The sequence below is a fragment of the Arthrobacter sp. Cza30 genome, assembly GCF_059090765.1.
The window spans coordinates 191,209-216,272 of sequence record NZ_JBNHGA010000007.1 but is presented as its reverse complement, the minus strand read 5'-3'; the positions used below and the strand labels follow the sequence as shown (position 1 = coordinate 216,272).

Genomic DNA, 25,064 nt, shown 5'->3' with positions numbered 1-25,064 from the left:
GGTGTTTCCGCGCCGTGACCTGAGCGTAAAGAAGTGCCGCGGTTGCCCCGTGAACCGGTTGCCTGACCGTACGATTTCGGCGGGAGCTTCTCCCGCCGGAGAGTACGCCTCATGCGGGCCGAAGCGACCCGGCACAGATGAGGGCCGGTGCACCGTTGGGGGATGCATCGGCCCTCCTGTTTGTCCGCGCCTTGTCCGAGGCCCGGCCGGAACCGGCCCGGATCAGCCGGCGGCGGCCACCGGGTCCTCGCCCAGCAGCGCGCGCCGCAGGGTGTCCAGCCCGACCGAGCCGATATTCAGCGTCTGGCTGTGGAAGGCCTTGATGTCGAACGCGTCGCCCTCGCGCAGGCGTCGCTCGTCGCGGATTTCCTCCCAGAGCTTCTGGCCCAGCTTGTAGGCCGGCGCCTGTCCCGGCCAGCCCAGGTAGCGGGCAAATTCGAAGTCCAGCTGGCCCTTGCTGATCGCGATGTTCCGGCGCAGGAACTCGTAGCCCTTCTCCGGTGTCCAGGTACCCGAGCCCCAGCGCTCCGGAATCTCCAACTCCAGGTGCACGCCGATGTCGAACACCACCCGGGCGGCCCGCATGCGCTGGGCATCGAGCATGCCCATCCGGTCGCCCGGATCGGCCAGGTAGCCCAAATCATCCATCAGGCGTTCGGCATACAGCGCCCAGCCTTCGCCGTGGCCGGAAACCCAGCAGATGTTCCGCCGCCAGTTGTTCAGCAGCTCGCGCCGGTAGGTGGCCGTCGCGATCTGGAGGTGGTGGCCCGGAACGCCCTCGTGGTAGACCGTGGTGGTTTCCTTCCACGTGGTGAAGCTGTCTTCGCCTTCGGGCACCGACCACCACATGCGGCCCGGCCGCGCGAAGTCGTCGCTGGGGCCGGTGTAGTAGATGCCTCCCTCATGCGTCGGGGCGATCATGCACTCCAGCCGGCGCATCGGCTCGTAGATCTCGAAGTGGCCGGCGAGCTCCTCCACGGCCTTGTCCGAGAGGCGCTGCATCCACGCCTGCAGCTCGTCGGTGCCGTGCAGCTGCCGCTGGGGATCCGCATCCAGCAGCGCCATCGCTTCTTCGATGCTTGCCCCTGGCCGGATCTGCTCCGCCACGGCCTCCTGCTCCGCGATGATGCGGTCAAGTTCCGCCACGCCCCAGGCATAGGTGGCTTCCAGATCCACCGCAGAGCCCAGGAAACGACGCGACATCAGGGCATAGCGTTCGCGCCCGACGGCGTCCTTCTCCGGTGCCGCCGGGAGCAGCTCGGCCTCGAGGAACGAGGCCAGCCGGCCGTAGGCGGTCGCTGCGGCGCCGGCGGCTTCGGCCAGCCGGTCGCGCAGGTCCTGGGACAGCTCGCCGTCTTCCAAGGCAGCCTGCCCGGCCAGCGTGCGGAAGAAGCCGTCCTCGGCCGCGTACGCACGGGTCTGCTCGATCACGATCCGCACCTGCCGCTTGGCGGCGACGAGCCCGCGGTCCTTGGCCTCGCGCAGCGACGTCACGTAGCCGGCAATCGCATCCGGAACGTGCGCCATGCGGCCGGCGATGTTGTTCCAGTCCTCGACGGTGTTGGTGGGCATCAGGTCGAAGATGGCGCGGATGTCCTGCGCCGGCGAGGCGATGTTGTTCAGGTCTGCCAGGTCCCAGCCGGTCTCGTGGATTTCGAGTTCAAGGCCCAGCCGCTCGTGCATCGCGTCGAGGGTGACGCGGTCCACGTCGTCGGTCGGTTCCAGGTCCTCCAGCCGCCGGAGTGCCTCCCGGGTGGCCTCGGCGAAGGCCTCGGCGCCGGCAGGGGAGTAGTCCGGGTACTCGGTTTCATGTCCGGGGATGCCCAGGGAGGTTGCCAGCGAAGGATCCAACTCCAGCAGCGCCGCCGTGTAGGCGTCTGCGACGGCATCGATGGCGGACGGGATGCGCCAGGTTTCCGGGCTCTTGGTCAGTTCAGATGTCTGCTCAGTCACAGGGAGAGCCTACCGGCAACCCGCAGACCCGGCCACGCGAGCGCGCCTGCCCGCCGTCCAACACCGGGCGGACGGCCCTGCGGCAATCGTCACGGAATCGTAGCGTGCCGCCTCTGGCCTTCGGTCCTGCCGCCCCATAGGTTGGGGGGTCAACAACGGTGAGGAGGGCAAGGTGCGCAAGAGGACGACGGCGGCGCTGGCGGCGCTGGGGGTGGCGCCCGCCATGATGCTCGGCGGTTGCGCGGCACCTCCGGAACTGCTGGCCGCGGACGGAGTGGCCCGGGCGGACGTGGCGGCGGGGGAGTATCCGGCCGAGGTCGAAGCGCTGCGGCGTTCGGCCTACAAGCTGGGGGCAGCCATGCTCGCGGCGGCGCCGGAGAAGAACCAGGTCACCAGTCCGGTGAGCCTGCTCTATGCCGTCGCCATGCTCCGCGCGGGCGCCGGCAGCACGACGGCCCGCGAGATGGATGCCGTGGTGGGGCTGCCGGACGCGGATCTCGAAGCCGCCATGAACGGGCTGTTGGCGGAGTGGGAAGGTTTCGACGGCGATCCCGGCACGGTCGACGAGGAGCAGCCGCCGGCCCGGCCGCTGCTGCACCTGGCCAACGGCGTCTTCGTGGACGAAGGGACGCCCACCGGCGAGGACTACCTGCACACCCTGGCCAGGCATTACGGCTCCGGCGTCTACCCGGTGGACTATTCCGATCCCGCGACCAAACAGGCCATGGATGCCTGGGTGGACCACCACACCGGCGGCCGCATCACCGAGGCACCCGGCACCTTCGACCCGGGGAACACGCTGACCCTGCTCAACGCCGTCTATTTCGCGGCTGCCTGGGAACAACCGTTCGACCCCTCGGCAACGGAGGGCGGCGCTTTCACCACGGCTTCCGGCGAGTCGGTCGAGGTACCCATGATGGGCAATCTGGTGCAGGCGGCATACGGGCGCGGGAACGGCTGGCAGGGCCTCGACCTGCCGTACAACGACGGATTCGTGATGCGCCTCGTCCTGCCCGACGACGGCGCCCCGCTCATGGACGAGGCGGGCCTAGGGGAGGTGGCGGCGGCCATGGACGGTGCCGACGACGCCACGGTCCTGCTCGAGCTGCCAACGTGGAACCACACCCACCACCAGGATCTGCTGCCCATCCTGCGTGGACTCGGACTCGCCGAGACCTTCGGCCCGGATCCCGATTTGGAGGCCATCCAGCCGGACGCCTCCGTGACCGGCGCAGCCCAACAAGCCAACATCGCCGTCGGGGAAAAGGGGACGGTCGCAGCTGCCGTGACGGAGCTCGACGTGATGGCCGGTTCGCTGCCGCCGCTGCCCGACGTCGAACTCTCGTTCGACCGGCCGTTCCTGTACCAGATCATCCACCTGCCGACGGGACTGCCGCTGTTCCTCGGCACGGTCCTGGATCCGCGCTGACGGCGCGCCCGCCCGGGGGACCGGCTACCGGAAGGTGTGCCGCCACGCGCCGGGGCCGCGCGAGACGAACGGCCGCAGCAGCGGCCGCCGGTTTCGCCGGGGCCTGCTCTGCGGGGAGCCGGACACACCAGAAGACTGCAGGGCGGCGACGACGGCGGTCAGGGCGGCGAGTTCCTCGGCACTCGGATTGCCCTTCGCCACGGTCAGCAGCGGATGCGGCCGCACGGCGGCATCGCCGTGCGGCACCGCGGGCGTGCCAGAAGACTGTGCTGTGTTCATGTCTGACCAACGGCTCATAGCGGAATGTTCCCGTGTTTCTTGTGCGGCATGGTCGCCCGCTTGTCGCGCAGCGCGCGCAGGCCGCGCACCACTTGGAGGCGGGTGTCGGACGGTGCGATCACGGCGTCGAGATAACCGAGTTCGGCAGCCTGGTACGGGTTGAGCAGCTCTTCCTCGTACTGGGAAATGATCTCCTGCCGGCGGGCCTCGACGTCGCCGCCTTCGGCGGCCACGGCCGCCAGGTCGCGGCGGTAGAGGATGTTGACCGCGCCCTGGGCGCCCATCACGCCGATCTGGGCGGTGGGCCAGGCCAGGTTCAGGTCTGCACCGAGTTTCTTGGAGCCCATGACGATGTAGGCACCCCCATAGGCCTTGCGGGTGATGACCGTAAGCTTCGGCACGGTGGCCTCGGCGTAGGCATAGAGCAGCTTGGCGCCGCGGCGGATGATGCCGTTGAACTCCTGGTCCTTGCCCGGCAGGAAGCCGGGCACGTCTACCAGCGTGAGGATGGGGATGTTGAACGCGTCGCAGTGACGGACAAAGCGGGCGGCCTTTTCAGAGGCGTTGATGTCCAGCGTGCCGGCGAACTGCATGGGCTGGTTGGCGACGACGCCGACGGTGTGGCCCTCAACGCGGCCGTAGCCGATGATCACGTTCGGCGCATACAGCGACTGCATTTCCAGGAAGTTGCCGTCGTCGACGACGTGCTCGATGACGGTCCGCATGTCGTACGGCTGGTTGGCCGAATCCGGAATCAGTTCGTCCAGGGTCAGGTCGTCGGCGGTGATGTCGAGTTCCTCGTCGAAGTCCAGCGGCGGAGCCTCGGCCAGGTTATTGGAGGGAAGGAACTCGAGCAGCTCGCGGACGAATTCGACAGCGTCCGCTTCATCGGCGGCCAGGTACGTGGCGGTGCCCGTCGTGGCGTTGTGCTGGCGCGCGCCGCCCAGCGTCTCCATGTCCACTTCTTCGCCGGTGACCGTCTTGATGACGTCCGGTCCGGTGATGAACATGTGGCTGGTCTTGTCGACCATCACCACGAAGTCCGTCAGCGCGGGGGAGTAGGCGGCCCCGCCGGCGCACGGGCCCATGATCAGCGAGATCTGCGGCACCACGCCGGAGGCGGCAACGTTGTTGCGGAAGATGTCAGCGAACATCGCCAGCGACGCCACGCCCTCCTGGATGCGGGCGCCGCCGCCGTCGTTAATGCCGATGACGGGGCATCCGTTGCGCAGGGCGAATTCCTGCACTTTCACGATCTTCTCGCCGTTGACCTGGGAGAGCGAGCCGCCGTAGACGGAGAAGTCCTGGCTGTACAGCGCCACCAGCCGCCCATCGACGGTGCCGTAACCGGAGACGACGCCGTCGCCGAGCGGCTTCTTTTTCTCCATGCCGAAGGCGGTCGACCGGTGCGTGGCAAAGGCATCGAACTCGACGAAGGATCCTTCGTCCACCAGCATTTCGATCCGTTCCCGCGCGGTGTTCTTGCCGCGGGCATGCTGCTTCTCGATCGCCTCGGCACCGGAGGGCTGCAGGGACTGCGCCTGGCGGCGGCGGAAGTCCGCAATCTTGCCTGCAGTGGTCTGCAGATCAAGGTCTTGATCGAGGCTCATGAATTCTCCGGATTCTGCCGAGGGTGTCGGATGCCGGCGCTCTGCAGGCTGCTTAAGTAGGTTTCGCACAAAACAGCAGGGCACAGGCGCGCCGCTGAACCAAGTCTAGTGAGCATCGGCGCCACGCCTGCTGTAGGAACCCTACAATTTCGCCGCAAGTGCTTTTGCCCGGGGAACCCCGCGGATCGCGGCCTGCCGGCAGCCCCGGGGCCGCCGGCGGTCAGTAGGATGGGACACATGAGCCAGAGTTTTTCCGACGTTGACCGACCGGCCCTGGACTTCGACGGCCTCAGCGACGCTCTCTGCGCACCCCTGGGCCCGTACCGGAGGCTCGAACTGGTGGAATCCACCGGGTCCACCAACAGCGACCTGGCGGCCAAGGCGGTCGCGGACAAGGTGGGTTGGTCGGATCTGAGCGTCCTCGCCGCCGAGGTGCAGACCGCAGGCCGCGGCCGACTGGACCGGCAATGGAGCGCCCCGGCCCGCTCGTCGGTGATCGTGAGCATCCTGCTGCGCCCCTTCAATCACGCCGGCCGGCCCGTGCCGACCCAAAGCTACGCCTGGTTCTCACTGCTGGCGGCCGCCTCGCTGGCGGAGGCGCTCGGCGAGTACGCGCAGCTCAAAGCCGAGGTCAAATGGCCCAACGACGTCCTGGTCTCCGGCCGCAAGATCGCCGGCATCCTGGCCCAAATCGTGACCTACCCCGACGGCTCGCCCCCCGCAGTCGTCCTCGGCACCGGCCTCAACGTGACCCTCTCCAGGGATGAGCTGCCCGTTCCCACCGCCACCAGCGTCGCGCTGGAGAAGGGCCGGACGACCGACCGGAACATCCTGCTGATGTCCTATCTGCGGGTCTTCTCACAGCGCTACCGGCAGTTCTGCGATGTCAGCGGCGACCCGGCGGCCGAATGGGACGACGGTTCCAGCCTGATCGGCCGGATGCGCGACGTCATGGTCACCCTGGGGCAGCAGGTGCGTGCCGAGCTTCCGGACGGGAAACACATCATCGGCGAGGCCTTCGGCCTGGACGCTTACGGCGCCGTGAAAATCCGCGACGCGGAAGGCACGGAGCACGTCGTGACGGCCGGCGATGTGGTGCACCTCCGGCCGCACGAAGGTCCCTGAGTTGCGCCGGACGCCCTGCCGGACCCGGGAGCCGCGTTGCGGCTGAAACTGGATCCGGGGGAGCGCGTGATCGTGGCGACCCGGCCGCAGGCACGGAAGCTTTCCTGGCCGGTGGCGGCGGCGCTGCTGGTGCTGGGGGCCGGCTCCTACCTGCTGGGCAACCTGAGCCGTCCCGGCCCGCCCGACTGGGTGGTCGAGTCGCGCCCTTTGCTGCTCGCCGGACTGGCCGTGACGGTGGCGGCGCTGCTGTCGCGACTGTTCCTCTTGCCGCTGCTGCGCTGGATGAGTACGCGGTATGTGCTGACCAGCCGGCGGCTCATCATCCGCCAGGGCGTCGGGCGGCGGCACGAACGGCAGCTGCTGCTGGTGGCCATCGCCGAAGTCCGCAGCGAGCAGTCCATCATCCAGCGCACCCTGCGCAGCGGCAATCTCACGGTCGACCTGGGGCACGGACGGACCAGCACGCTGGTTGACGTACCGGAGGTGCACCGGTTCAGATCGTTGGTGGTGGAGGCCATTGAGGAGCTGCCACGCACCGCCATGTTTGATGGTGTAGACATGGAAACGGAAACAGAGTGGAACAGCTGGGACAGCTGACAGGGAGGAAAGCACAGGATGGACATCAGCAGCGGGCAGGATGAACCGCGCCGGCCACCGGTTCCGCGTGATCCCGAGCTGCCCCAGCTGCTGCGCCGCGAAGTGCCGCCGCCGCCCGCGGACGAACCGGACGAAGGGCTGGAGGAAACCCGCCCGGAGGACCCGGAACCTGTGTTGGATCCCGAACCGGCACCGGATGGGCATCACGCCCCCGGCGGCCACCCGGCGGGGGAGCCCGGGCCGGCACCGGACGGGCATCAGGCCCCCGGCGGCCACCCGGCGGGAGAACCCGAGCCGCTGACCTTGTCCATGCCCCGGGTGCCGCTGCCCACCCCCGCGCCGGTCGCCGAGTCCAACGGAAAGGTGGACCGGCAGGCGATCAAGGATCTCGAGATCCGGCTGCTGGGTTCCGAACGGACCATGAAGCGCCGTGAAGTGGCTGCCGGTGCAGGAGTGTCGCTGCTGTCGGCCCGTAAAATCTGGCGTGCCCTGGGGTTCGCCAACCTCGGGGACGAGGACCTCGCCTTCACTCAGGCCGACCTGGAGGCCTTGACCACCATCATCGACCTGGTCCGCGAGGAGCGGCTGACCGAAGAAGCGGCCATCTCGATCACCCGGTCGGTCGGCCAGATGACGGACCGCATGGTGGTCTGGCAGGTGGAGGCGCTGGTGGAGGAGATGGTGCACCAGCGGGGGCTCACTGATGCCCAGGCCCGCCAGCGGCTGGTCCATGAGCTGCCGAACCTGATCGATTCCCTGGAAAAGCTGTTGCTCTACTCCTACCGGCGACAGCTCAACGCCGGGGTTGCCCGCCTGACCGTGCGGGCCGAGGCCTCCCTCGGTGCCGGCGCCGGGGCAGGTGGCGACGCCGATTCGCTGCCCCTGCTGCGGGCGGTGGGTTTCGCGGACCTGGTGTCCTACACGAGCCTGTCCCGCCAGATGAACGAGAAGACCCTCGCCCAGCTGGTCCAGCGCTTCGAAAACCGCTGTGCCGAGATCATCTCCGTGGGCGGCGGGCGCTTGGTGAAGACGATCGGCGACGAAGTCCTCTACATCGCGCCCTCCCCGCAGGCCGGGGCCGAGATTTCGCTGGCGCTGGCGAAGGCCATCGGCGACGACGACCTGCTGCCGTCGGCGCGGGTGGCCATGGTGTGGGGCAGGGTCCTTTCCCGGCTCGGCGACATCTACGGCCCCACCGTGAATCTCGCTGCCCGTTTGACCACGCTCGCGGAGCCCGGCACCGTCCTGGTCGATGCGTCCACCGCGTCCACGCTCGCCGGGGATGAGAGATTCGTGTTGATCCCGCAGAAGGTACGCACCGTGCGTGGGTTCGGCGAGGTCAACCCGGTCACCGTTGCCCACGGCACCGGCCAGGGGCTGGTCGTCGACTAGGTCCGGGCTCGCCGGACGGTACCGCACCGGGACCGTCGGCGCCCGGGTAGGGCGCCGCCGTCGTCGTTCCCGGGCGTATGGCCGGCAGGGGAGTCCTCCCCATGCCCCCGGGTTTACGCCCGGTGGTTATACGTGCAATAGTCGGTAAGGGCCCTTGGCGCACCAAGGGCCGTCTTTGGGTGCCTTATCGGCGTGTCCTTCCGGAATTCCCCGGGGCGCCGACGGGGAATCGGCGCGGGATCACAAAGGAATCAGGGCATTGCGGGGAAGAATGTTCGGGCGGACGCGGCGGCGCAAGGCGCTCGCATCGACGACTACTTTCTCTGTGGCGACGGCGCTGGTGGTCGGCGGGGCCATCTACTACCAGGGGTTCCCCACCGCCGACGTGGATTTGAACGACGGCGGGGTGTGGGTCACCAACAACAGCCAGGGGATGGTTGGCCACCTCAACTACCAGTCCCAGGTGCTCGATGGCGGCTTCCGGGCCAACAGCGACGGCTTCGACGTCCTGCAGAACGCCGGCACGGTGTTCATGGAGAACCAGGACCAGTCGATGCTCAGCCCGGTGGACGTGGCGCAGATGGAGCGCGGCTCCGAACAGCAGTTGCCCGGCACCGCCGACGTGGCGTTCGGCAACACCCTGCTCTCCATCACCGACACGGCAAAGGGCCAAGTCTGGATCAGCCCGGCCGACGAGTTGGGGTCGTTCAATGAGGAAACGGCCGAGCCGCTGCTTACCGATGCCAAGGGCAGCGTGGCCACGGTCTCGAGGCAGGACACCATCTTCGTGGCCGATCCGGCTGCCGGCGAGGTAGCCCGCTTCGAAGTCAACGACGAGGGCGTGCCCGAACGCACCGGCGGGCACCGGGTGGAATCGCTGGCCACCGCCGGGGATCTGCAGATAGCCGCCGTGGGGGAAGAAGCGGTGGTCTTCGACACCGAGTCGGGCCTGCTGGTCCTCCCCGGCGGCCGCGAGGTCACCGTGCCGGACGCCCGCGGCGGCGCGCTGCAGCTCAGCGGAGACGAGAGCCCGTTCGTGGCGGTCGCGACCGAATCGGCCCTGATCAAGCAGCCGCTGAACGGATCCGACGCAGACATCGTGCCGCTGGAAGGCACCGGCACACCGGCCGCACCGGTCCAGCTCGCCGGGTGCCTGCACGCGGCCTGGGCCGGCGTCAACCACTACCTGCGGGACTGCAGCGACGACGCCGATGATCTCGCGCAGCCGATCCTGGGCATCGGTGCGAACGCGTCGCTGGTCTTCCGGGTGAACCGGGACATCGTGGTCCTCAACGATGTGAATGCCGGCAACGTCTGGCTGGTGCTCGAAAACATGCAGCTGGTGGACAACTGGAGCGACCTGATCCCGCCGGAGCAGGAGAACGAAGAGGACGAAGAGGACTCGGCGGACGAGAACCCGGTCAACACGCTGCCCGACCGCACCGAGGAAAACCAGCCGCCGGTCGCCCAGGACGACACCTTCGGCGTGCGTGCCGGCCGCACCACCACGCTGACCATCCTGGACAACGACTCCGATCCCGACGGAGATGTGCTCACCGCCCGCGTGATCGGCGACGGCCCGGTCATCGGCGAGGTGCAGGGCATCTACGACAGCACCGGACTGCAGATCGTGGTCAACGGGGACGCAGCACCCGGCCGGCACACCTTCAATTACGAGGTGGACGACGGCCGGGGCGGCACGGACACGGCGCGGGTAGCCATTGACGTGCGTGCCGAGGGCAGCAACCTGCCGCCGGAAGCGAAGCGGAAGACCACGATCCTGGTGGAACAGGGCCGCGAGATCAGCCAGAACATCCTCAGTGACTGGATCGACCCGGACGGGGACGACTTGTTCCTGGTCGACGCCGAGAACACCGCCGACGGCGACCTGGTGCGGACCCGGCCCGACGGGCTGCTGACCTTCCAGGACGTCGGGAAGACGTTCGGCAAGAAGGACGTCACGGTGCGGGTGTCCGATGGTTCCGAAACCACCGAGGACGTGGTGGTGTTCGACGTCCGCCCGCCCGGCGCGCTGCCGCCCTTGGCCAACGCCGACCATTTTTCCGCGACCGTGGGCCAGGAAATCCAGATCGCGCCGCTGAAAAACGACCAGGACCCGAACGGCGGGGAACTGCGGCTGGCCAAGACCGGTTCCGCGGCGAACACCTCGATCGTGCCCGACTACGACGCCGGCACGGTCAAGTTCACGGCCGACGCCGCCGGCGCCCACTACTTCACCTACCTGGTCACCAATGGGCCCTCCAGCACCACCGGCCTGATCCGCATCGATGCCACCGAGGACGACGGCGGCGGCGCGCCCGTGGCCGTCCGCGACGTTGCGCTGCTGCCGGAGAAGGGGCAGGTGCTGGTGGATGTGCTGGCCAATGACACCGACCCCGCCGGCGGGGTCCTGGTCGTTACCTCGGTGGACGCGGACGGTGCGCCCGTCACCGTCGAGGTGCTGGACCACAACATCCTGCGCCTCTCCGACGTGAAGGGGCTGCACCAGCAGACCACCATCCGCTACACCGTGTCGAACGGCTTCGCCTCGGCCACGGGCGAGGTCAGCGTGATCTCCGTGGCCGGCCAGGACAAGCTGCTGCCGCCGCAGGCCGAGGCCGATACGGCCACCGTGCGGGCCGGCGACGTCGTGACCGTGGAGGTGCTGGCGAACGACACCGATCCGAACGGCGACACGCTGGAGCTGGTGGACGAGCTCGCCGAGACGCCGGACCCTGCCGACGGCCGCATCTTCACGGCCGAGAACACCGTGCGCTTCATCGCCGGGCAGCAGGCGAAAACGGTCTACGCGGTCTACGAGGTGACCGACCCCTCGGGACAGAGGGATTCCGCCCAGCTGAGGATCAACATCCTCCCGCGCGACGACGAGTCCAACTCCCAGCCCGCCCCCAAGAACCAGGAGGCCCGAGCCATCGCGGGGTCCACGGTGCGGATCCCCATCCCGCTGAACGGCATCGATCCCGACGGCGACTCGGTATACCTGACGGGCATCGGCAAGGCACCCAAACAGGGCGCGGCCGTCGCCGGGCCCAACTACATCGACTACACGGCATCGGCGCAGGGCGCGGGAACCGACACCTTCACCTACCAGGTCAAGGACCGGCTGGGCGCCGTCAATACCGCCACGGTCCTGGTGGGCATTGCCCCCGCGCCGGAGGGCAACCAGAACCCGGTGGCGCTCGACGACGGGATCGAGATCCGGCCGGGCCGGACGGTGGCGGTCGACGTGCTCAAGAACGACTCGGATCCGGACGGCGACCCGCTCCGGCTGGTCCCCGACAAGATCGTCGGCACGCCCGAGTCTATTGCGGCCAAGGCCGAAGACGGCCGCGTCTATGTGACAACTCCGGCCGAAGAGGGCACGGTCAACGCCCGGTATACCGTGGGCGACGGCCGCGGCGGCTCCGCCGTCGGCACCGTGACGGTCCAGGTGAGCGGGGACGCCCCGCTGCAGGCGCCGCTGGCCCGCGATGACCGGGTGGAATCGGCCGACATCAAGGGGCGCACCGCCGTCGACGTGCCGGTGCTGGAGAACGACGAGGACCCGGACGGCGTGGCCAAGGAGCTGGACGTCCTGGTCGATGGCGACTACCCGACCGCCCGAGCGGTCGCCGACGGCCAGGTCAACGTGGAGCTGACCGACGCGGTCCAGCTGATTCCCTACACCGTCCGGGACGTGGACGGGCTGCAGGCCACCGCGGTCATCTGGGTGCCGCCGCTGGGCGAGCAGTATCCGGTGCTGCGCGACAATGCCCCGCTGGACGTGACGGCCGGCGAGGAACTGCAGTTGGACCTGACGGAACTGGTGGAAGTCCGGCCCGGCCGCACCCCGCGGATCACGGTGGCCGAAAACATCCGCGCGATCGGCACCAGCGACAACCAATGGATGGCCGACGCGAGCACGCTGAGCTACAAGGCGGACCTCGACTACGCCGGCCGCGGCTCCATCACGTTCGAGGTGACCGACGGATCGGGCCCCGACGACCCCGAGGGGCTCAAGTCCACGCTCACCATCATGACCGAGGTGATCCCGGCCGCCGACCGGAACTTCCCGCCCGAACTGACCACCGGAACGCTCGACGTGGCCAAGGGCGAAGACGCCGTCAGCTACGACCTGCGCCCGCTGGCCACCGACCCGAACCCGGAGGATCTGGAGAAGCTGCAGTTCGCCGTCGAAGGCGGGACGCCGGAAGGATTCGACGTCAGCCTTGAGGGCAGCGTGCTGCGCGTGGCGGCCGATGCCGCGCTCCAGACCGGCGCGACCGGCGTGGTGAACTTCTCCGTCACCGACGGACGCTCCGATAAGGTGACCAGCCGGGTGAGTGTGCGGGCGACCGCCTCCACCCGCCCGCTGCCGGTCGCCAACGACGACGAGGTGCCGGACGCCGTGCAGGGCGAAGCGCTGTCGGTGGACGTGCTCGCCAACGACGTGAACCCGTTCCCGGAAACCCCGCTGACGATCGTCAGCGCCGTGGCCGGCAACGGGGGCACCGCGGAGATCGACGGCGAGCGGATCATCGTGACGCCCGGCGCAGACTTCTCCGGCACCATGACCGTCGAATACACGGTGGAGGACAAGACCCGCGAGGGGAGCCGGCAGGCAACGGCGAACGTCTCGCTCGTCGTCAAGGGCCGGCCGGAGACGCCCGGCACGCCGCTGGTTGACTCGGTCCGCAACCAGACCGTGGTGCTGTCCTGGACGGCGCCCGGCGACAACGGCGCGCCGATCACCGGGTACACGGTGAACGCGGTCGGCGGTGGCTTCAGCCAGCAGTGCGCGACCACCACCTGCACCCTGACCGGTCTGCAGAACGACGTCGAATACACCTTCACCGTGACGGCGGAGAACAGCGTGGGCACGTCCGACCCGTCCGCGGAGTCGGCGGTGGCGCGGCCGGATGTGCGGCCGGCGACCCCAGCCGCTCCGCAGCTGAAGTTCGGCGACAAGTCACTGGACGTGAGCTGGACCGCCCCGGCCAACGAAGGCTCCGCCATCGAGAGCTACACCCTGGAGATTTCGCCGGCGCCGCCGAGCGGCCAGTTGCAGAAGAACGGCCTGACCGGCACCAGCTACAGGTGGGAGGGGCTGGAGAACGGCCAGGCCTACGAGGTCCGGGTGCAGGCGCACAACCGCGCCCCGGAACCGAGCGACTTCAGCGCCTACTCCGCCGCGGAGGTGCCGGCCGGTCCGCCCGCTGCTCCCACCGCTCCTGCCACCGAACGGGTGAAGTCCGTGGGCGACCAGAGCCAGCTGAAGGTGAGCTGGGCCGCGCCGGCCAACAACGGCGGCGAGATTCTCGACTACACCGTGCGCGAATACCAGGGCGGAGGGCTGACCCGGACCTTCCCGGCGGTGAGCGCGACGTCGCAGACGGTGACGGCTCCGAACTCGGAGACCGCCTACACCTACACCGTCACGGCCCGGAACAAGGCCGGGTCGGGCGAGGCCAGCCCGCAGTCCAACGAGCGGCGGGCGGTCGGCGCACCCGCTGCCCCGACCGGCGCCTCGCTGAGCGAAGCGGAGACCGGCGGCGCCGGACGCGCAGTGACGGTGTCCTTCAACGAACTGACCGCCGCGCAGCGCAACGGCGCCCAGTCCGGCGAAGTCAGCTACCGCGCAACCTTCAGCGACGGCCGGACCATGGCCATCACGAACGGCCAGAAGGTGGGAGGCTTCACCAACGGCACGGCCGTCAACGTGCGCATCACCTCCGTGGCCAACAGCGACGGCGCGAGCTACTCGAGCGCGCCGAGCGCCGCATCCGCGGACGTGACTCCGTACGGAGCTCCCGGGAAGCCTAGTGTCTCCGGACAGGACGGCGCCAGGGAACAGCAGTCCGTGACGTTCAATTGGAGCGCACCGGCAGCGAACAGCCACGACGTGGCCCAAATTCGGATCCGGATCGACGGGGGCGCCTGGCGGAACGTGGCCAACTCCGGCAGCGAGACGGTCAACACCCGCGCGTACAACAAGCGCGTGACGTTCGAAGCGCAGTCGATCAATTCCCGCGGCACGGCCGGCGCGATAGCGTCCGCTTCGGCGAGCTCCGGCGACGCCCCGCCGCCGCCGCCTCCGCCGAAGACGCAGTGGACGGTGACCGTTGGCGGCGGCAATACGGATCTCGATGACGGACACCGGACCTGTATGGAAAATGCCGACGGCAGCAGCGACAACTTCAACAACGGGTCTTGCGCCGGCAACCACTGGGCCATTTGGGGCAGTGACATCGTTGTCCAGTGCTACGTGCAGTGGAACAGCGGAAAGTGGTACAAACAGGTCGGCGGCGGCCAACCGCAGAACCACAACATGGTCGTCAAGGGCCTGCACATTCGTGAGGCGGGGACCAACGGGCACCTTGCCAGCTCGGCCCCGGCGGGGATGGGTAGATGTTAGGTCGCCAGCCTGAGGGGCGGCTGGCCCCACGACCGCACGCTCCGTAAGCAACTAGAAGTTTTGACACCGAAGCAACACGAAGAGAGACCGGGAACAGCATGACGATGACTTCCGAGCAGGCCGAGTGGTTCGCCGAGACGTTCGGGAAGCTGGCCGCCAATGTTGGCCAAGCCGTGCTTGGCAAAAACCAGGTGGTGCGGTTGGTGCTCACCGCGATGCTGGCCGAGGGCCACGTGCTGCTGGAGGACGCCCCGGGGACCGGCAAGACGATGTTGGCCCGGTCGCTGGCCGCCACCGTGCAGGGCTCGAACTCGCGCATCCAGTTCACCCCGGACCTGCTGCCCTCGGACGTCACCGGCATCACGATCTACGACCAGAAGACGCAGAAGTTCGAGTTCCACAAGGGCCCGATCTTCGCCACCGTGGTGCTGGCAGACGAGATCAACCGTGCCTCGCCGAAGACGCAGTCGGCGCTGCTGGAAGTCATGGAAGAAGGCCGGGTGACGGTCGACGGGGTGACCTATGACGCCGGGCGCCCCTTTATGGTGATCGCCACGCAGAACCCGATCGAGCAGGCCGGCACGTACCGCCTCCCCGAAGCCCAGCTGGACCGCTTCCTGATCAAGACGTCGATCGGCTACCCGGACCGCGCGTCCACGGTGGAACTGCTGGCCGGAGCCGGCACCCGCGACCGGTCGGCGGCCCTGACGCCGATCATCACCCCGCAGGCCGTGCGGGACATGGCGGATCTCGGGGCCACCACCCACGTGGACCTGTCGGTACTGGAATACGTCTCCGCCCTGTGCGAGGAAACCCGCAACGCGGCCGAGTCGCGCCTCGGCGTGAGCGTCCGCGGCGCCTTGGCCATGGTCCGGGCGGCCAAGGTCTGGGCCGCCTCCCAGGGCCGGAACTTCGTGCTGCCGGACGACATCAAGGAACTGGCTCCCGTGGTCTGGAACCACCGGTTCGTGATGGACCCCGAGGCGGAGTTTGCCGGCGCCACCCCGGAGGCCGTGATGTCGCGCGTGCTGGCCGACGTGCCGGCGCCCCAGCAGCGGGTGACGGTCTAGGGCCGTGCCGACGGAAGATTTCCGGCCGGAAGCGGCGGCATGACCGAGACGACGACGAAGCGGGCCACCGAGCAGACGAAGCGGTTCGGCGGCCTCGGCGAAACCGTCCGACGGGTGGCTCCGGACCAAGGCAGCAAGCTGTATCCGGCCTCGCTGGCCGCCCGGGCCGGTTCGCTGGCAGGGCAGTACGTGCGGCCGGGCTGGCAGCGGGTCCGGGGCGCCGCGGAGCGCTACCTGCGGCCCGTGCTGGAAACGGTGAGTCCGTTGGGCTGGGTGGTGGCCGGCGGCACGGTCCTGTTGTTGGTGCCCGGGATGGCCTTCGGCTGGCAGGAAGCCAAGATCGCGGCACTGACGGGACTGTTCCTGCTGTTGCTGGCGATAGGTTTTGTGTTGGGCCGTTCCTCGTATGGCGTGGAACTGGACCTGGCGCGCACCCGGGTCGCGGTCGGCGACCAGGCCGTGGGGAGCATAGCGGTGACGAACACCGCGGACAAACCCCTGCTGCCGGCCGCGCTGGAGCTACCGGTCGGAGCGGCCACCGCCGTGTTCCAGCTGCCGCGCATGAAGGCCGGCCAAGTGCACGAGGACCTGTTCACCATCCCGACGCAGCGCCGCTCCGTCATCGTGGTGGGCCCGGTCCGTTCGGTGCGCCAGGATCCGCTGGGCCTGCTCCGCCGCCAGATGATGTGGACGGAACCGACCGACCTGTTCGTCCATCCGCGCACCACGGCGCTGGGCAGCTCGGCCGCCGGCTTCATCCGCGACCTCGAGGGCCTGCCCACCAAGGAACTGGCCAGCGCCGACGTCTCCTTCCACGCGCTGCGCGATTACGTCCCCGGCGACGACCGCCGCTACATCCACTGGAAAACCACCGCGCGCACCAACACGCTGATGGTGCGCCAGTTCGAGGAAACCCGGCGCGCGCATCTCGCTGTCGCGGTCTCCACGAACACCGAGGAGTACGGCTCGGAGGAGGACTTCGAACTGGCGGTCTCCGTCGGCGCCTCGATCGGGCTGCAGGCCATCCGCGAGGAGCGCAACCTGAGCGTCCTGACCCAGCGAGGCCCGCTGCGCAGCGAAACCGGCCGCATCCTGCTGGATGAAATGACCCGGATCGAGGGCAAACCGCAGCGCTCCACCGCCGTGGAACTGGCCCGCAGTACCGCCGACGCGGTTCCGAATGCGTCCGTCATGTTCCTAATCGTCGGTGATCACGTGTCCGCCACGCAGCTGCGCCAGGCATCGTCGGCCGTGCCGGCCGGCATCCGTGCGTTCGCCATCCGCTGCGGCGGCGGCCTCCACGTCGCCCGGGCGACCATCGGCGACCTGTCCGTGCTGTCCCTGTCCAGCCTGGACGACCTGGCCCTCGTGTTGCGGAAGGCCGCCGCATGAGCGGCAACGCCAACGCTCCGATTCCGGAGCAGCAGCCCGGCCGGGTGCGCCGCCGTGCCGCCGCAGCCAAGCACGACGCCGGCCCTGCCGCCCCGCGGAAGCGGCGCCTGCCGGCCGGCGGCGGACTGTCGAACCGGCTGCCGCGGCCCGCGGGACAGGTGGCCATCGACGCGGCTGTCCTGGTGGTGCTGCTGGGACTGGGGCTGGCCGGATTCCATCATGTTTTCGGCGGGAACGGCCGCTACCTGACCGCAGGTTTCGGCGGCATCGCCGTCGGCCTCCTGCTCTCGCTGGTCGGCGCCCGTTACCGGCTGGGCCTGTTGTCCACGGCCACCGCGGGACTCGCAGCCTACCTGCTGCTCGGCAGCACCTTCGCCGCGCCCGGCGAAGCCATCGGCGGCGTCCTGCCGTCGCTGGACTCGCTGCGGACCGTGCTGACCGGCTTCGTTTTCGCGTGGAAGGACATCCTCACCGTCGCCCCGCCGGTCGGGATCTCGGGCGGGATGCTGGTGGTGCCGTTCCTGGGCGCCCTGGCCGCCGCCCTGCTGGCCGGCACGTTGGCGTGGCGCCTCCGCGGGCCGTACTGGCCGTTGCTGCCGGTACTCGGGTTCTTCCTGCTGGGCATCGCGTTCGGCACCGATGTCCCGGTGCTGCCGGTGCTGCGGGGCGTCCTGCTGGTCGCCGTGGCCGCAGCCTGGCTGGCGTGGCACCGCCACCTGGCCCGGGGGGATGCTTCTGCCGGTGTGGCCAGCGCGACGCCGGCCGATCCCGCCGCACACCGGGCAGGGCTGCGACGACGGCTCGGCCTGGGCGCGGGAATGCTGGCGTCGGCGGTGGCGCTCACGGCGCTGGCCGGCCCGGCACTCACGGTGCGGGGCGATCGCGAGGTGCTGCGCGACGTCGTCGTTCCCCCGGTCAATCTCTACGACTATCCGAGCCCGCTGATGGATTTCCGGAGCTACGTGAAGGACCGGGCCGAGGAGACGCTCTTCACCGTCGCGGGGCTGCCCGAGGGCCAGCGGGTGCGGTTGGCGGCGCTGGATACCTTCGACGGCACGGTCTACAACGTCAACCCCGAAAGCGGGGGCAATTTCAAACCCGTCGGCGACGCCGGTTCGCTCGGCCCGGCGTCCGGCGGCACCGCGCGGCTCGACATCCGGATCGGTGACTACAGCGGCGTCTGGCTTCCCGCCGGCGGGCACATCGACGGGATGGCGTTCGAGGGGGAGCGGGCGACCGAGCTGGGCGGCTCGCTGTTCTACAACGACGACTCCAAGACGGCGCTGACCACCCGGTACCTGCTGGCCGGAGACAGCTACTCGGTGGAGACCACGTTCCCCGGCCGGCTGGAGGACGCCCAGCTGGCACAGTATGACTTCGCCTCCGTCCGGCTGCCGAAACCGGCCAGGGTGCCGGACATCGTCGCGGCCAAGGCGAACGAATTTGTCGGCGAAGCGACGGTGCCGATCGAACAGGTGCGCCAACTGGAACGGAACCTGCACGAGAACGGCTTCTTCAGCAACGGCAAGGAAGACGAAGCCCGCAGCCTCTCCGGCCACCATGCGGGGCGGATGATCCAGTTGCTGGATGCCGACCAGATGATCGGCGACGACGAGCAGTACGCCGTGGCCATGGCGTTGATGGCCCGGCACCTGGGCATCCCGGCCCGGGTGGTGATGGGCTTCTACCCGGATCCGAAGGAAGGCCGGACCGCCGGGGAAGCAGTGCAGATCAAGGGCGAAGACGTGCACGCCTGGGTGGAGGTGGCGTTTGAACATGCCGGCTGGGTCGCCTTCGATCCGACGCCGGACGAGGACAACGAGCCGACGCCGCCGCAGCAGGAGCCGAAGTCCACGCCCAAGCCGCAGGTCCTGCAGCCGCCTCCTCCGCCGCAGGAACCGGCCGAGCTGCCGCCGGACACCGCCCCGGAGCCGCAGGACGCCGAGCAGCAGGAAAAGTCGTTCTGGGAAGTGTGGGGCTGGCTCTTCGCGGCCGTGGGCCTGGCCGCCCTCCCGCTGGCGGTGTTGCTGCTGCCGCTGTTGCTGATCGCCTGGCTGAAGCTGCGCCGGCGCAAGCGGCGGGCCAGCGAAGGCCTGCCGAGCCAACGCGTGGGCGGCGGCTGGCGCGAGGTGATGTCCCTGGCCACCGATATGGGAGCGAGCGCCCCCGCCAACGCCACCCGCCGCGAGCATGCGGCCGCGCTGGCAGGGCAGTTCCCGGCCACCGCGGACGGCACCACCCTGCTGGCACACCGGGCCGACGCTGCGATCTTCGGGGCAGCAGAACCGACGGAGGTGCAGGTGCAGCAGTACTGGGACCAGGTGGACGACTCGCTGGCGAAGATGAAGGACTCGCTGGGTTTCTGGCAGCGGCAGCGGGCAAAGTACACGCCGCGCTCGCTGGTTGCCGACGCCAAGAGGCGGCTGGCGCGGCGGCGGACAACGGCCGCCACTAGAATCCGTACAGTAGACTCACAGGCCGGACGGCCGGAACAGGGCGGGAGCAGCACGTGGCAGCAAGACTGAATCTGGTCAGCGCCCCGGTCGGCAAACGGCTGGGGGCGTGGCTGATCGACAAGATTCCGCCGGCCGTGCTGATGCTGGCGGCCTATGCTGCGAGCGTGCCGGCGGTGATGGAGGCCGCGGCCTCGGGCAGCGCCTCCGCTGCCGCGGAGTCGTTGGGCGGCCTGTTCCTGTGGGTCGGGCTGGCGACCGTGCTGTCGCTGGCCTACACCATCTGGCTCTGGGGCTGGGAAGCGACCGCCGGCAAGACTCCCGGCAACGTGCTGCTGGGCCTGCGGACGGCCAACGAGGACGGCCACGCGGCCGGCTGGGGAGCCATCTTCCTGCGCGGACTGATCATCGCCGTCGGCGGACTGGTGTTGGCGGTGGGCGCGGTCGTGGTGGTGGTCTCCAACGTCTGGGACCGCAACCACAAGCGGCAGGGCTGGCACGACAAGGTGGCCAAGACACTGGTGCTCGACGTGGCCCAGGGCCGCGATCCGCTGACCACCGGCGGCCTCTACGGGCCGGCGGCCTTCGCCCCGGAGGGCACGGACGCCCACACCGGCTTTACCGGCGCGGCGCCGGAAGGACAAGACCAGCGCCGGCCCGCCGCTGAGCGGGCCTTGCAGCCCTCCGGCGTCATTTCCGCGATCCCGGGATTCGGTCCCGCCACGGAAGCACCGGCGCCCAAGCTGCCGGCGGCCCGTCCCGGCTCCGACGTGGCCCCTGCGCCGAACCCTGCGCCGGCGGCCGACCGCCCGGGCACCCCGGAGGCACCGCCGTCGTCCGCCCCGGCCCCGGCACCGATAGCCGCGGACCCCAGTCCGGACCGCCACCCGGACGAAGAATTCGCGGCGACCCGGGTCCGCACGGTGGCCCCGCCGGCGGGCCCCCTCACCATTACCTTCGACGACGGGCGCGATGTGGTACTTGAAACGACGGCCTTGATCGGGCGCAACCCGGCCGCAGGCGCCGGCGAGGTCATTGACCAACTGATCGATCTCGCGGACATGGGACGTTCCGTCTCCAAGACCCATCTGCTGCTGCGGGTCGACGGCGGCACCGTCTGGGTGACGGACCGCAACTCCACCAACGGGACCGCGGTGACCGGCGGCGACGGCATCCGCCGTCAGCTGGCCCCCGGGGATCCCGTGGCGGCGCAACCCGGCGCGACCGTCGAGTTCGGCGACCGCAGCTTCATCATCGGACGGGCATGAGTACGGCGTCGGGAGCGGAACCCATCCGGCTCACCGTCGGTGCCGGGTCCGACCGCGGGTTGCGGCGGCAGCTGAACGAGGACGCGTATCTGGCCGACGGGACGCTGTTCGCGGTCGCCGACGGCATGGGCGGACACGAGGCGGGCGAAGTGGCCAGCCGCATTTGCGTGGAGACGATGCGCGACTACGTGGCCAGCCACGAACTCGGCGCGCACGAGCTGGAACAGTTGATCGGCCGGGCGGACGCGCGGATCAGGGTGGCAGCTGCATCGCGGGCGGGCACCACGGTCTCCGGGGCCGCGCTGGTCTCCGAACGCGGCGTGCCGTATTGGCTCGTGTTCAACGTCGGCGATTCCCGCACCTACCGGCTCAGCCACGGCAAACTCGTCCAGATCAGCGTCGACCACTCCGAAGTGCAGGAACTGCTCGAGGCAGGACAAATCACCGCCCAGGAAGCCCTGGTGCACCCCCGCCGGCACGTCATTACCCGGGCGCTGGGCACCGGCGAAGACAACCAGCCGGATTTTTGGATGGTGCCCGTGGAACCGGGTGACCGGATCATGATCTGCTCCGACGGGCTGACCTCGGAGGTCAGCGACGACCACATCTACGCCATCCTCACCTCCGTGTCCGGTCCCCAGGACGCAGTCGATGCGCTGATCCAGGCCGCGCTGCGCTCCGGCGGGCGCGACAACATCACCGTGGTCGTCGTTGATGCCGCCGGTCCCGCAGGCGACGCCGAGGACGCCTCGACCGCCCCGCGGCAGGAGGATACGACGACGCTGCCCCGGCTGGATGCTCCGGAACAGGCAGCCGCCGAGGAAGACGCCTGATGGAGGGCATGACGTACAGCCCCGGGCTTTGGCTGGGGCTGGTCAGCGGCGGAACGGCGGTGCTCCTCGAGCCCGGCGCTCCCGAGGACCTGGTGCAGGAGTTGTGGCAGGCGCTGGAGTCCGGCGCCACGCTGGAAACGTTGCTCGGAACCGTGGTCTCCGGGTACGGCGCCAACCTGTCGGCCATGCCGCAGTTCGGCATCGTCTCCTGCTCCGGCGGCATTCACGCGGTGCTCCGCGGCGACGTGGTGGTATCCGCGGACCCGGACGGGCAGGAACTGAGCGGACGCGGTGTCTCCAGCTGGACCGAGGGACGGCTGCCGGCCGGCAGCGTGGCCATTGCGGCCGGGCCTAGCGACTCCCACGCCGAAAGCCGGCCGGGACCGTGGCTGCCGCTGCGCGCCGGCGCAGTCCAGCTGGGTGCCCTGCGCATGGGCCCGGCACTTGCCGCCGGACGGGAGCCACGACCGGAGGGCGCAGCGGCTCCGGCCGGGACGGACAGGACAGCCGTCGTTTCTGCACCTGCCCCCGCCCCGGTTCCGGCCGTTAAACCCGCCCCGGTTCCGGCCGCGCAGCCCGAACCGGCAGGACCGGTGTCCGCCGGCGCAGGGTGGGCCGAGAGCCTGGACATGACCAGCCTCTACCTGCCGGACGATGAGTCCGACGGCGCCGCTGCCGCCGACGAAGGGGCGCCGTCAGACGAACCGGTGCCCGCAGCCGCAGGGGCCGCCGGCGACCAAGCGGGACCGGAGCCGGCGACGGCAGACGATGACCTGGACCAGACGGTTGTCCACGCCGTCGCGCAGCGTGCCAATCTGCAACCGCCGCCGCCCCCTGCCGGCGCCGGCGATGCCCCGGCCGGTGCCGGCGCCGCACCACGCCCCGCGGCGGCTGGCCCGACCGGGCGGCCCTGCCAGCCGCTGGACCTGATCGATGCCGTTCCCTGGCTGACGCCCTCTGCGTCCGTCCGCGCCGCTTCCGCGGCATCGGCCGCGAGAGCGGCGGGGGATTCGGAGCCGGCCGCGGCTGCCAACCGCGGCCCTGCCGCCACGGACCCACCGGCCGGATTCGACGGCGGCGACCACAGCGGCGGAGACCGCGACGGCTTCGACCCTGACGGCGGCGACCACGACGGGCAGACGCTGATGCGCAGCGACCTGCCCGAGGTTCCGGCCGCACCCGCACCCGAGGCGGCGCCGTCGCCAGCGCCGAGCACCGCCCCCATGGTGCTGGCCCGGATGTGCGGACTCGGCCACGCCAATCCGCCGACCAGTTCGGCGTGTTCCGGGTGCGGCGGGCCGTTGGACGGCGAGGCCCGGGAGGTGCAGCGGCCGGCGCTGGGGCACCTGCGGTTGTCCACCGGCGAAGTGGTGGAACTGGACAGGCCCGTGATCGTCGGACGGCAGCCTTCCGCGAACCGGGTCCAGGGCAGGGTGATGCCGCGGCTGGTGCCGGTGCACAGCGCCAGCGGGGACATTTCGCGCTCGCACGTGGAAGTCCGGCTGGAAGGGTGGCACGTCATCCTTGCCGACCTGAACTCCACCAACGGGACCCTGCTCCTGCGCGGCCAGCAGGCGCCCCGGCGGCTGGGCCACGGCGAGGCGGTCATGCTGCTGGACGGCGACATCGCGGACCTGGGCGACGGCATCTCCCTGCGCTTTGAGGACCTGCCGTGAGCGTGAAGCGCCCGCCCGCACCGCCGCCCGCCATCGACGGGTACCGCTACGTCAGGCTGCTCGGCTCCGGCGGTTTCTCCGATGTCTATCTCTACGAACAGGATCGGCCCAGGCGCCGGGTTGCGGTCAAGGTACTGCTGTCCGGGCATAAGACCGAGGACGCCCGCCGCCGCTTCGAATCCGAAGCGAACCTCATGGCGCAGCTGTCCACGCATCCGTTCATCGTCACGATCTACGAGGCCAATCTCACCGCCGACGGGCATTCCTACCTGGCGATGGAGTACTGTTCGCGTCCCAGCTTGGACGTCCGGTACCGCAACGGCCCGCTGGGGGTCGACGAAGTGCTGGCCCTCGGAATCCAGGTGGCCTCGGCCGTGGAAACCGCGCACCGGGCCGGTATCGCGCACCGCGACATCAAACCCGCCAACATCCTGGTCACCGATTACAACCGTCCGGCCCTGACCGACTTCGGCATTTCCTCGAGCACCGACGGCGGAGAAGGCGACACCGGCATGTCCATACCGTGGTCGCCGCCGGAAGCCTTCCGGGGCGATGCCGGCAACGGCACCCGCAGCGACATCTGGTCCCTGGGCGCCACGATCTATACGCTGCTGGCCGGCCGGTCCCCGTTCATCCAGCCCGGCGGAAACAACTCCCAGCGGGACCTGATGGACCGCATTGCCCATGCGCCGCTGCCGCCGCTGCGCCGTGCCGACGTGCCCGCATCACTGCAACTGGCCCTGGCGACGGCGATGGCCAAATCGCCGGGGTCGCGGTTCACTTCCGCCTATGCCTTCGCACTGTCCCTGCAGCGGGTGCAGGCGGAATTGAACCTCTCGGTGACGCCGTTCGAGGTGCTGGAGGAAGCGCGGCCGGCTGAAGCGGACGGCGGCGACGACGGCGAGGCGACGCGCGTCCGGGGGATTGTCTCCATCGACCCGGCCGCCGGCACGGTACCGACGGCGCCCGGTTTCGCCTTTCCCGAACGCACCGGGCGGCTGCCCGGGGACCCGCCGCCGGCAGCAGGCAGCGCTCCCGGGCCGTGGCTGCCCGGCGGCGCCGAGGGGCGGCCCCCGGGGCCGGACCCGGACGGCTCCACCGTGCTGCGGGACTCCGAACGGGATGCAGCGGCGGAACCGGACGGCGCTGCGCGGCGCCGCCCCTGGGCCTGGGTGGCGGGGGCTGTCGCGGCGGCGGCCGTGCTCGCCGGCGCCGCCGCCGTGCTCAACCGGCCCCCCTCCGAGGCTGCGGTGGCCGAGGCCCCCGTCAGCCGGCCGCCGGCGAATGCCCTGGAGGGCCTGTCCGGCAACGTGGTGCCGCCCGAGGACCTGGCCGGCCGGGTCCAGGGCGGCGAGGCGGTCTTCAGCTGGACCAATCCGGACCCGCGGGACGGCGACCTGTTCATCTGGACGCCCGTTACCGCGCTGAACCGGGGCGAGCCCGAGCGCACCGGCGAACCCGAGGCGACCGTGCCGCTGGCGCAGAACGACCGCACCTGCATCGAAGTGGTGGTGGTGCGGGCCAATGGCCGGGCCTCGGATCCGGTCCGCGGTTGCGCGGATCAGTAGCTGC

Annotated in this window: 15 protein-coding genes; 12 read left to right on the top strand and 3 right to left on the bottom strand. The window is 69.9% G+C overall.

The window, feature by feature from the left end; translation table 11 throughout:
* Positions 1 to 222: 222 nt before the first annotated feature.
* Positions 223 to 1,953, bottom strand: a complete 1,731-nt coding sequence (locus AC5RVZ_RS23780; protein ID WP_494068103.1) for a DUF885 domain-containing protein — start codon at positions 1,951 to 1,953, stop codon at positions 223 to 225.
* Between the two features lie 172 nt (positions 1,954 to 2,125).
* Between AC5RVZ_RS23780 and AC5RVZ_RS23775 the strand changes: the two genes are divergently transcribed.
* The gene (locus tag AC5RVZ_RS23775; protein ID WP_494068102.1) at positions 2,126 to 3,382 is read left to right on the top strand and encodes a serpin family protein; all 1,257 of its coding nucleotides are present in this window, start codon (positions 2,126 to 2,128) and stop codon (positions 3,380 to 3,382) included.
* 24 nt (positions 3,383 to 3,406) lie between these two features.
* On the opposite strand, the gene AC5RVZ_RS23770 is transcribed toward AC5RVZ_RS23775, so the two are convergent.
* Together AC5RVZ_RS23770 and AC5RVZ_RS23765 are read right to left on the bottom strand one after the other, a co-directional pair.
* Positions 3,407 to 3,661, bottom strand: coding sequence for an acyl-CoA carboxylase epsilon subunit (locus AC5RVZ_RS23770; RefSeq protein WP_493977621.1), 255 nt, complete (start codon positions 3,659 to 3,661; stop codon positions 3,407 to 3,409).
* Between the two features lie 14 nt (positions 3,662 to 3,675).
* Positions 3,676 to 5,271 carry an acyl-CoA carboxylase subunit beta gene (locus AC5RVZ_RS23765; RefSeq protein WP_494068101.1) on the bottom strand — a complete coding sequence of 532 codons (1,596 nt, stop codon included), beginning with the start codon at positions 5,269 to 5,271 and terminating at the stop codon, positions 3,676 to 3,678.
* Positions 5,272 to 5,508: 237 nt separating this feature from the next.
* Between AC5RVZ_RS23765 and AC5RVZ_RS23760 the strand changes: the two genes are divergently transcribed.
* From AC5RVZ_RS23760 to AC5RVZ_RS23710, 11 genes are all read left to right on the top strand, one after another.
* The gene (locus tag AC5RVZ_RS23760; RefSeq protein ID WP_494068100.1) at positions 5,509 to 6,396 is read left to right on the top strand and encodes a biotin--[acetyl-CoA-carboxylase] ligase; all 888 of its coding nucleotides are present in this window, start codon (positions 5,509 to 5,511) and stop codon (positions 6,394 to 6,396) included.
* 36 nt (positions 6,397 to 6,432) lie between these two features.
* A complete protein-coding gene (locus tag AC5RVZ_RS23755) occupies positions 6,433 to 6,993 on the top strand; it encodes a PH domain-containing protein (RefSeq protein WP_493977624.1) in 561 nt (186 codons plus the stop codon).
* A gap of 309 nt (positions 6,994 to 7,302) precedes the next feature.
* Positions 7,303 to 8,385 carry an adenylate/guanylate cyclase domain-containing protein gene (locus AC5RVZ_RS23750; RefSeq protein ID WP_494068290.1) on the top strand — a complete coding sequence of 361 codons (1,083 nt, stop codon included), beginning with the start codon at positions 7,303 to 7,305 and terminating at the stop codon, positions 8,383 to 8,385.
* 325 nt (positions 8,386 to 8,710) lie between these two features.
* Positions 8,711 to 14,800: an Ig-like domain-containing protein gene (locus AC5RVZ_RS23745; protein WP_494068099.1), complete on the top strand. Its 6,090-nt coding sequence runs from the start codon at positions 8,711 to 8,713 to the stop codon at positions 14,798 to 14,800.
* Between the two features lie 98 nt (positions 14,801 to 14,898).
* On the top strand, positions 14,899 to 15,870 hold the full coding sequence (locus AC5RVZ_RS23740) for an AAA family ATPase (protein ID WP_494068098.1): 972 nt from the start codon (positions 14,899 to 14,901) through the stop codon (positions 15,868 to 15,870).
* A 39-nt stretch (positions 15,871 to 15,909) separates the two neighbouring features.
* On the top strand, positions 15,910 to 17,262 hold the full coding sequence (locus AC5RVZ_RS23735) for a DUF58 domain-containing protein (protein WP_494068097.1): 1,353 nt from the start codon (positions 15,910 to 15,912) through the stop codon (positions 17,260 to 17,262).
* Positions 17,259 to 19,787 (top strand): transglutaminase TgpA family protein, encoded by a 2,529-nt coding sequence (locus AC5RVZ_RS23730; RefSeq protein ID WP_494068096.1) that lies wholly within the window; start codon positions 17,259 to 17,261, stop codon positions 19,785 to 19,787. Before AC5RVZ_RS23735 ends, AC5RVZ_RS23730 begins: the two co-directional genes overlap by 4 nt.
* Positions 19,772 to 20,983, top strand: a complete 1,212-nt coding sequence (locus AC5RVZ_RS23725; RefSeq protein ID WP_494068095.1) for an RDD family protein — start codon at positions 19,772 to 19,774, stop codon at positions 20,981 to 20,983. The genes AC5RVZ_RS23730 and AC5RVZ_RS23725 overlap by 16 nt, the downstream gene beginning before the upstream one ends.
* Positions 20,980 to 21,816, top strand: a complete 837-nt coding sequence (locus AC5RVZ_RS23720) for a PP2C family protein-serine/threonine phosphatase (RefSeq protein WP_494068094.1) — start codon at positions 20,980 to 20,982, stop codon at positions 21,814 to 21,816. The genes AC5RVZ_RS23725 and AC5RVZ_RS23720 overlap by 4 nt, the downstream gene beginning before the upstream one ends.
* Positions 21,816 to 23,492, top strand: a complete 1,677-nt coding sequence (locus AC5RVZ_RS23715) for an FHA domain-containing protein (protein WP_494068093.1) — start codon at positions 21,816 to 21,818, stop codon at positions 23,490 to 23,492. The genes AC5RVZ_RS23720 and AC5RVZ_RS23715 overlap by 1 nt, the downstream gene beginning before the upstream one ends.
* Positions 23,489 to 25,060 (top strand): serine/threonine-protein kinase, encoded by a 1,572-nt coding sequence (locus tag AC5RVZ_RS23710; protein ID WP_494068092.1) that lies wholly within the window; start codon positions 23,489 to 23,491, stop codon positions 25,058 to 25,060. The genes AC5RVZ_RS23715 and AC5RVZ_RS23710 overlap by 4 nt, the downstream gene beginning before the upstream one ends.
* Positions 25,061 to 25,064 lie beyond the last annotated feature (4 nt).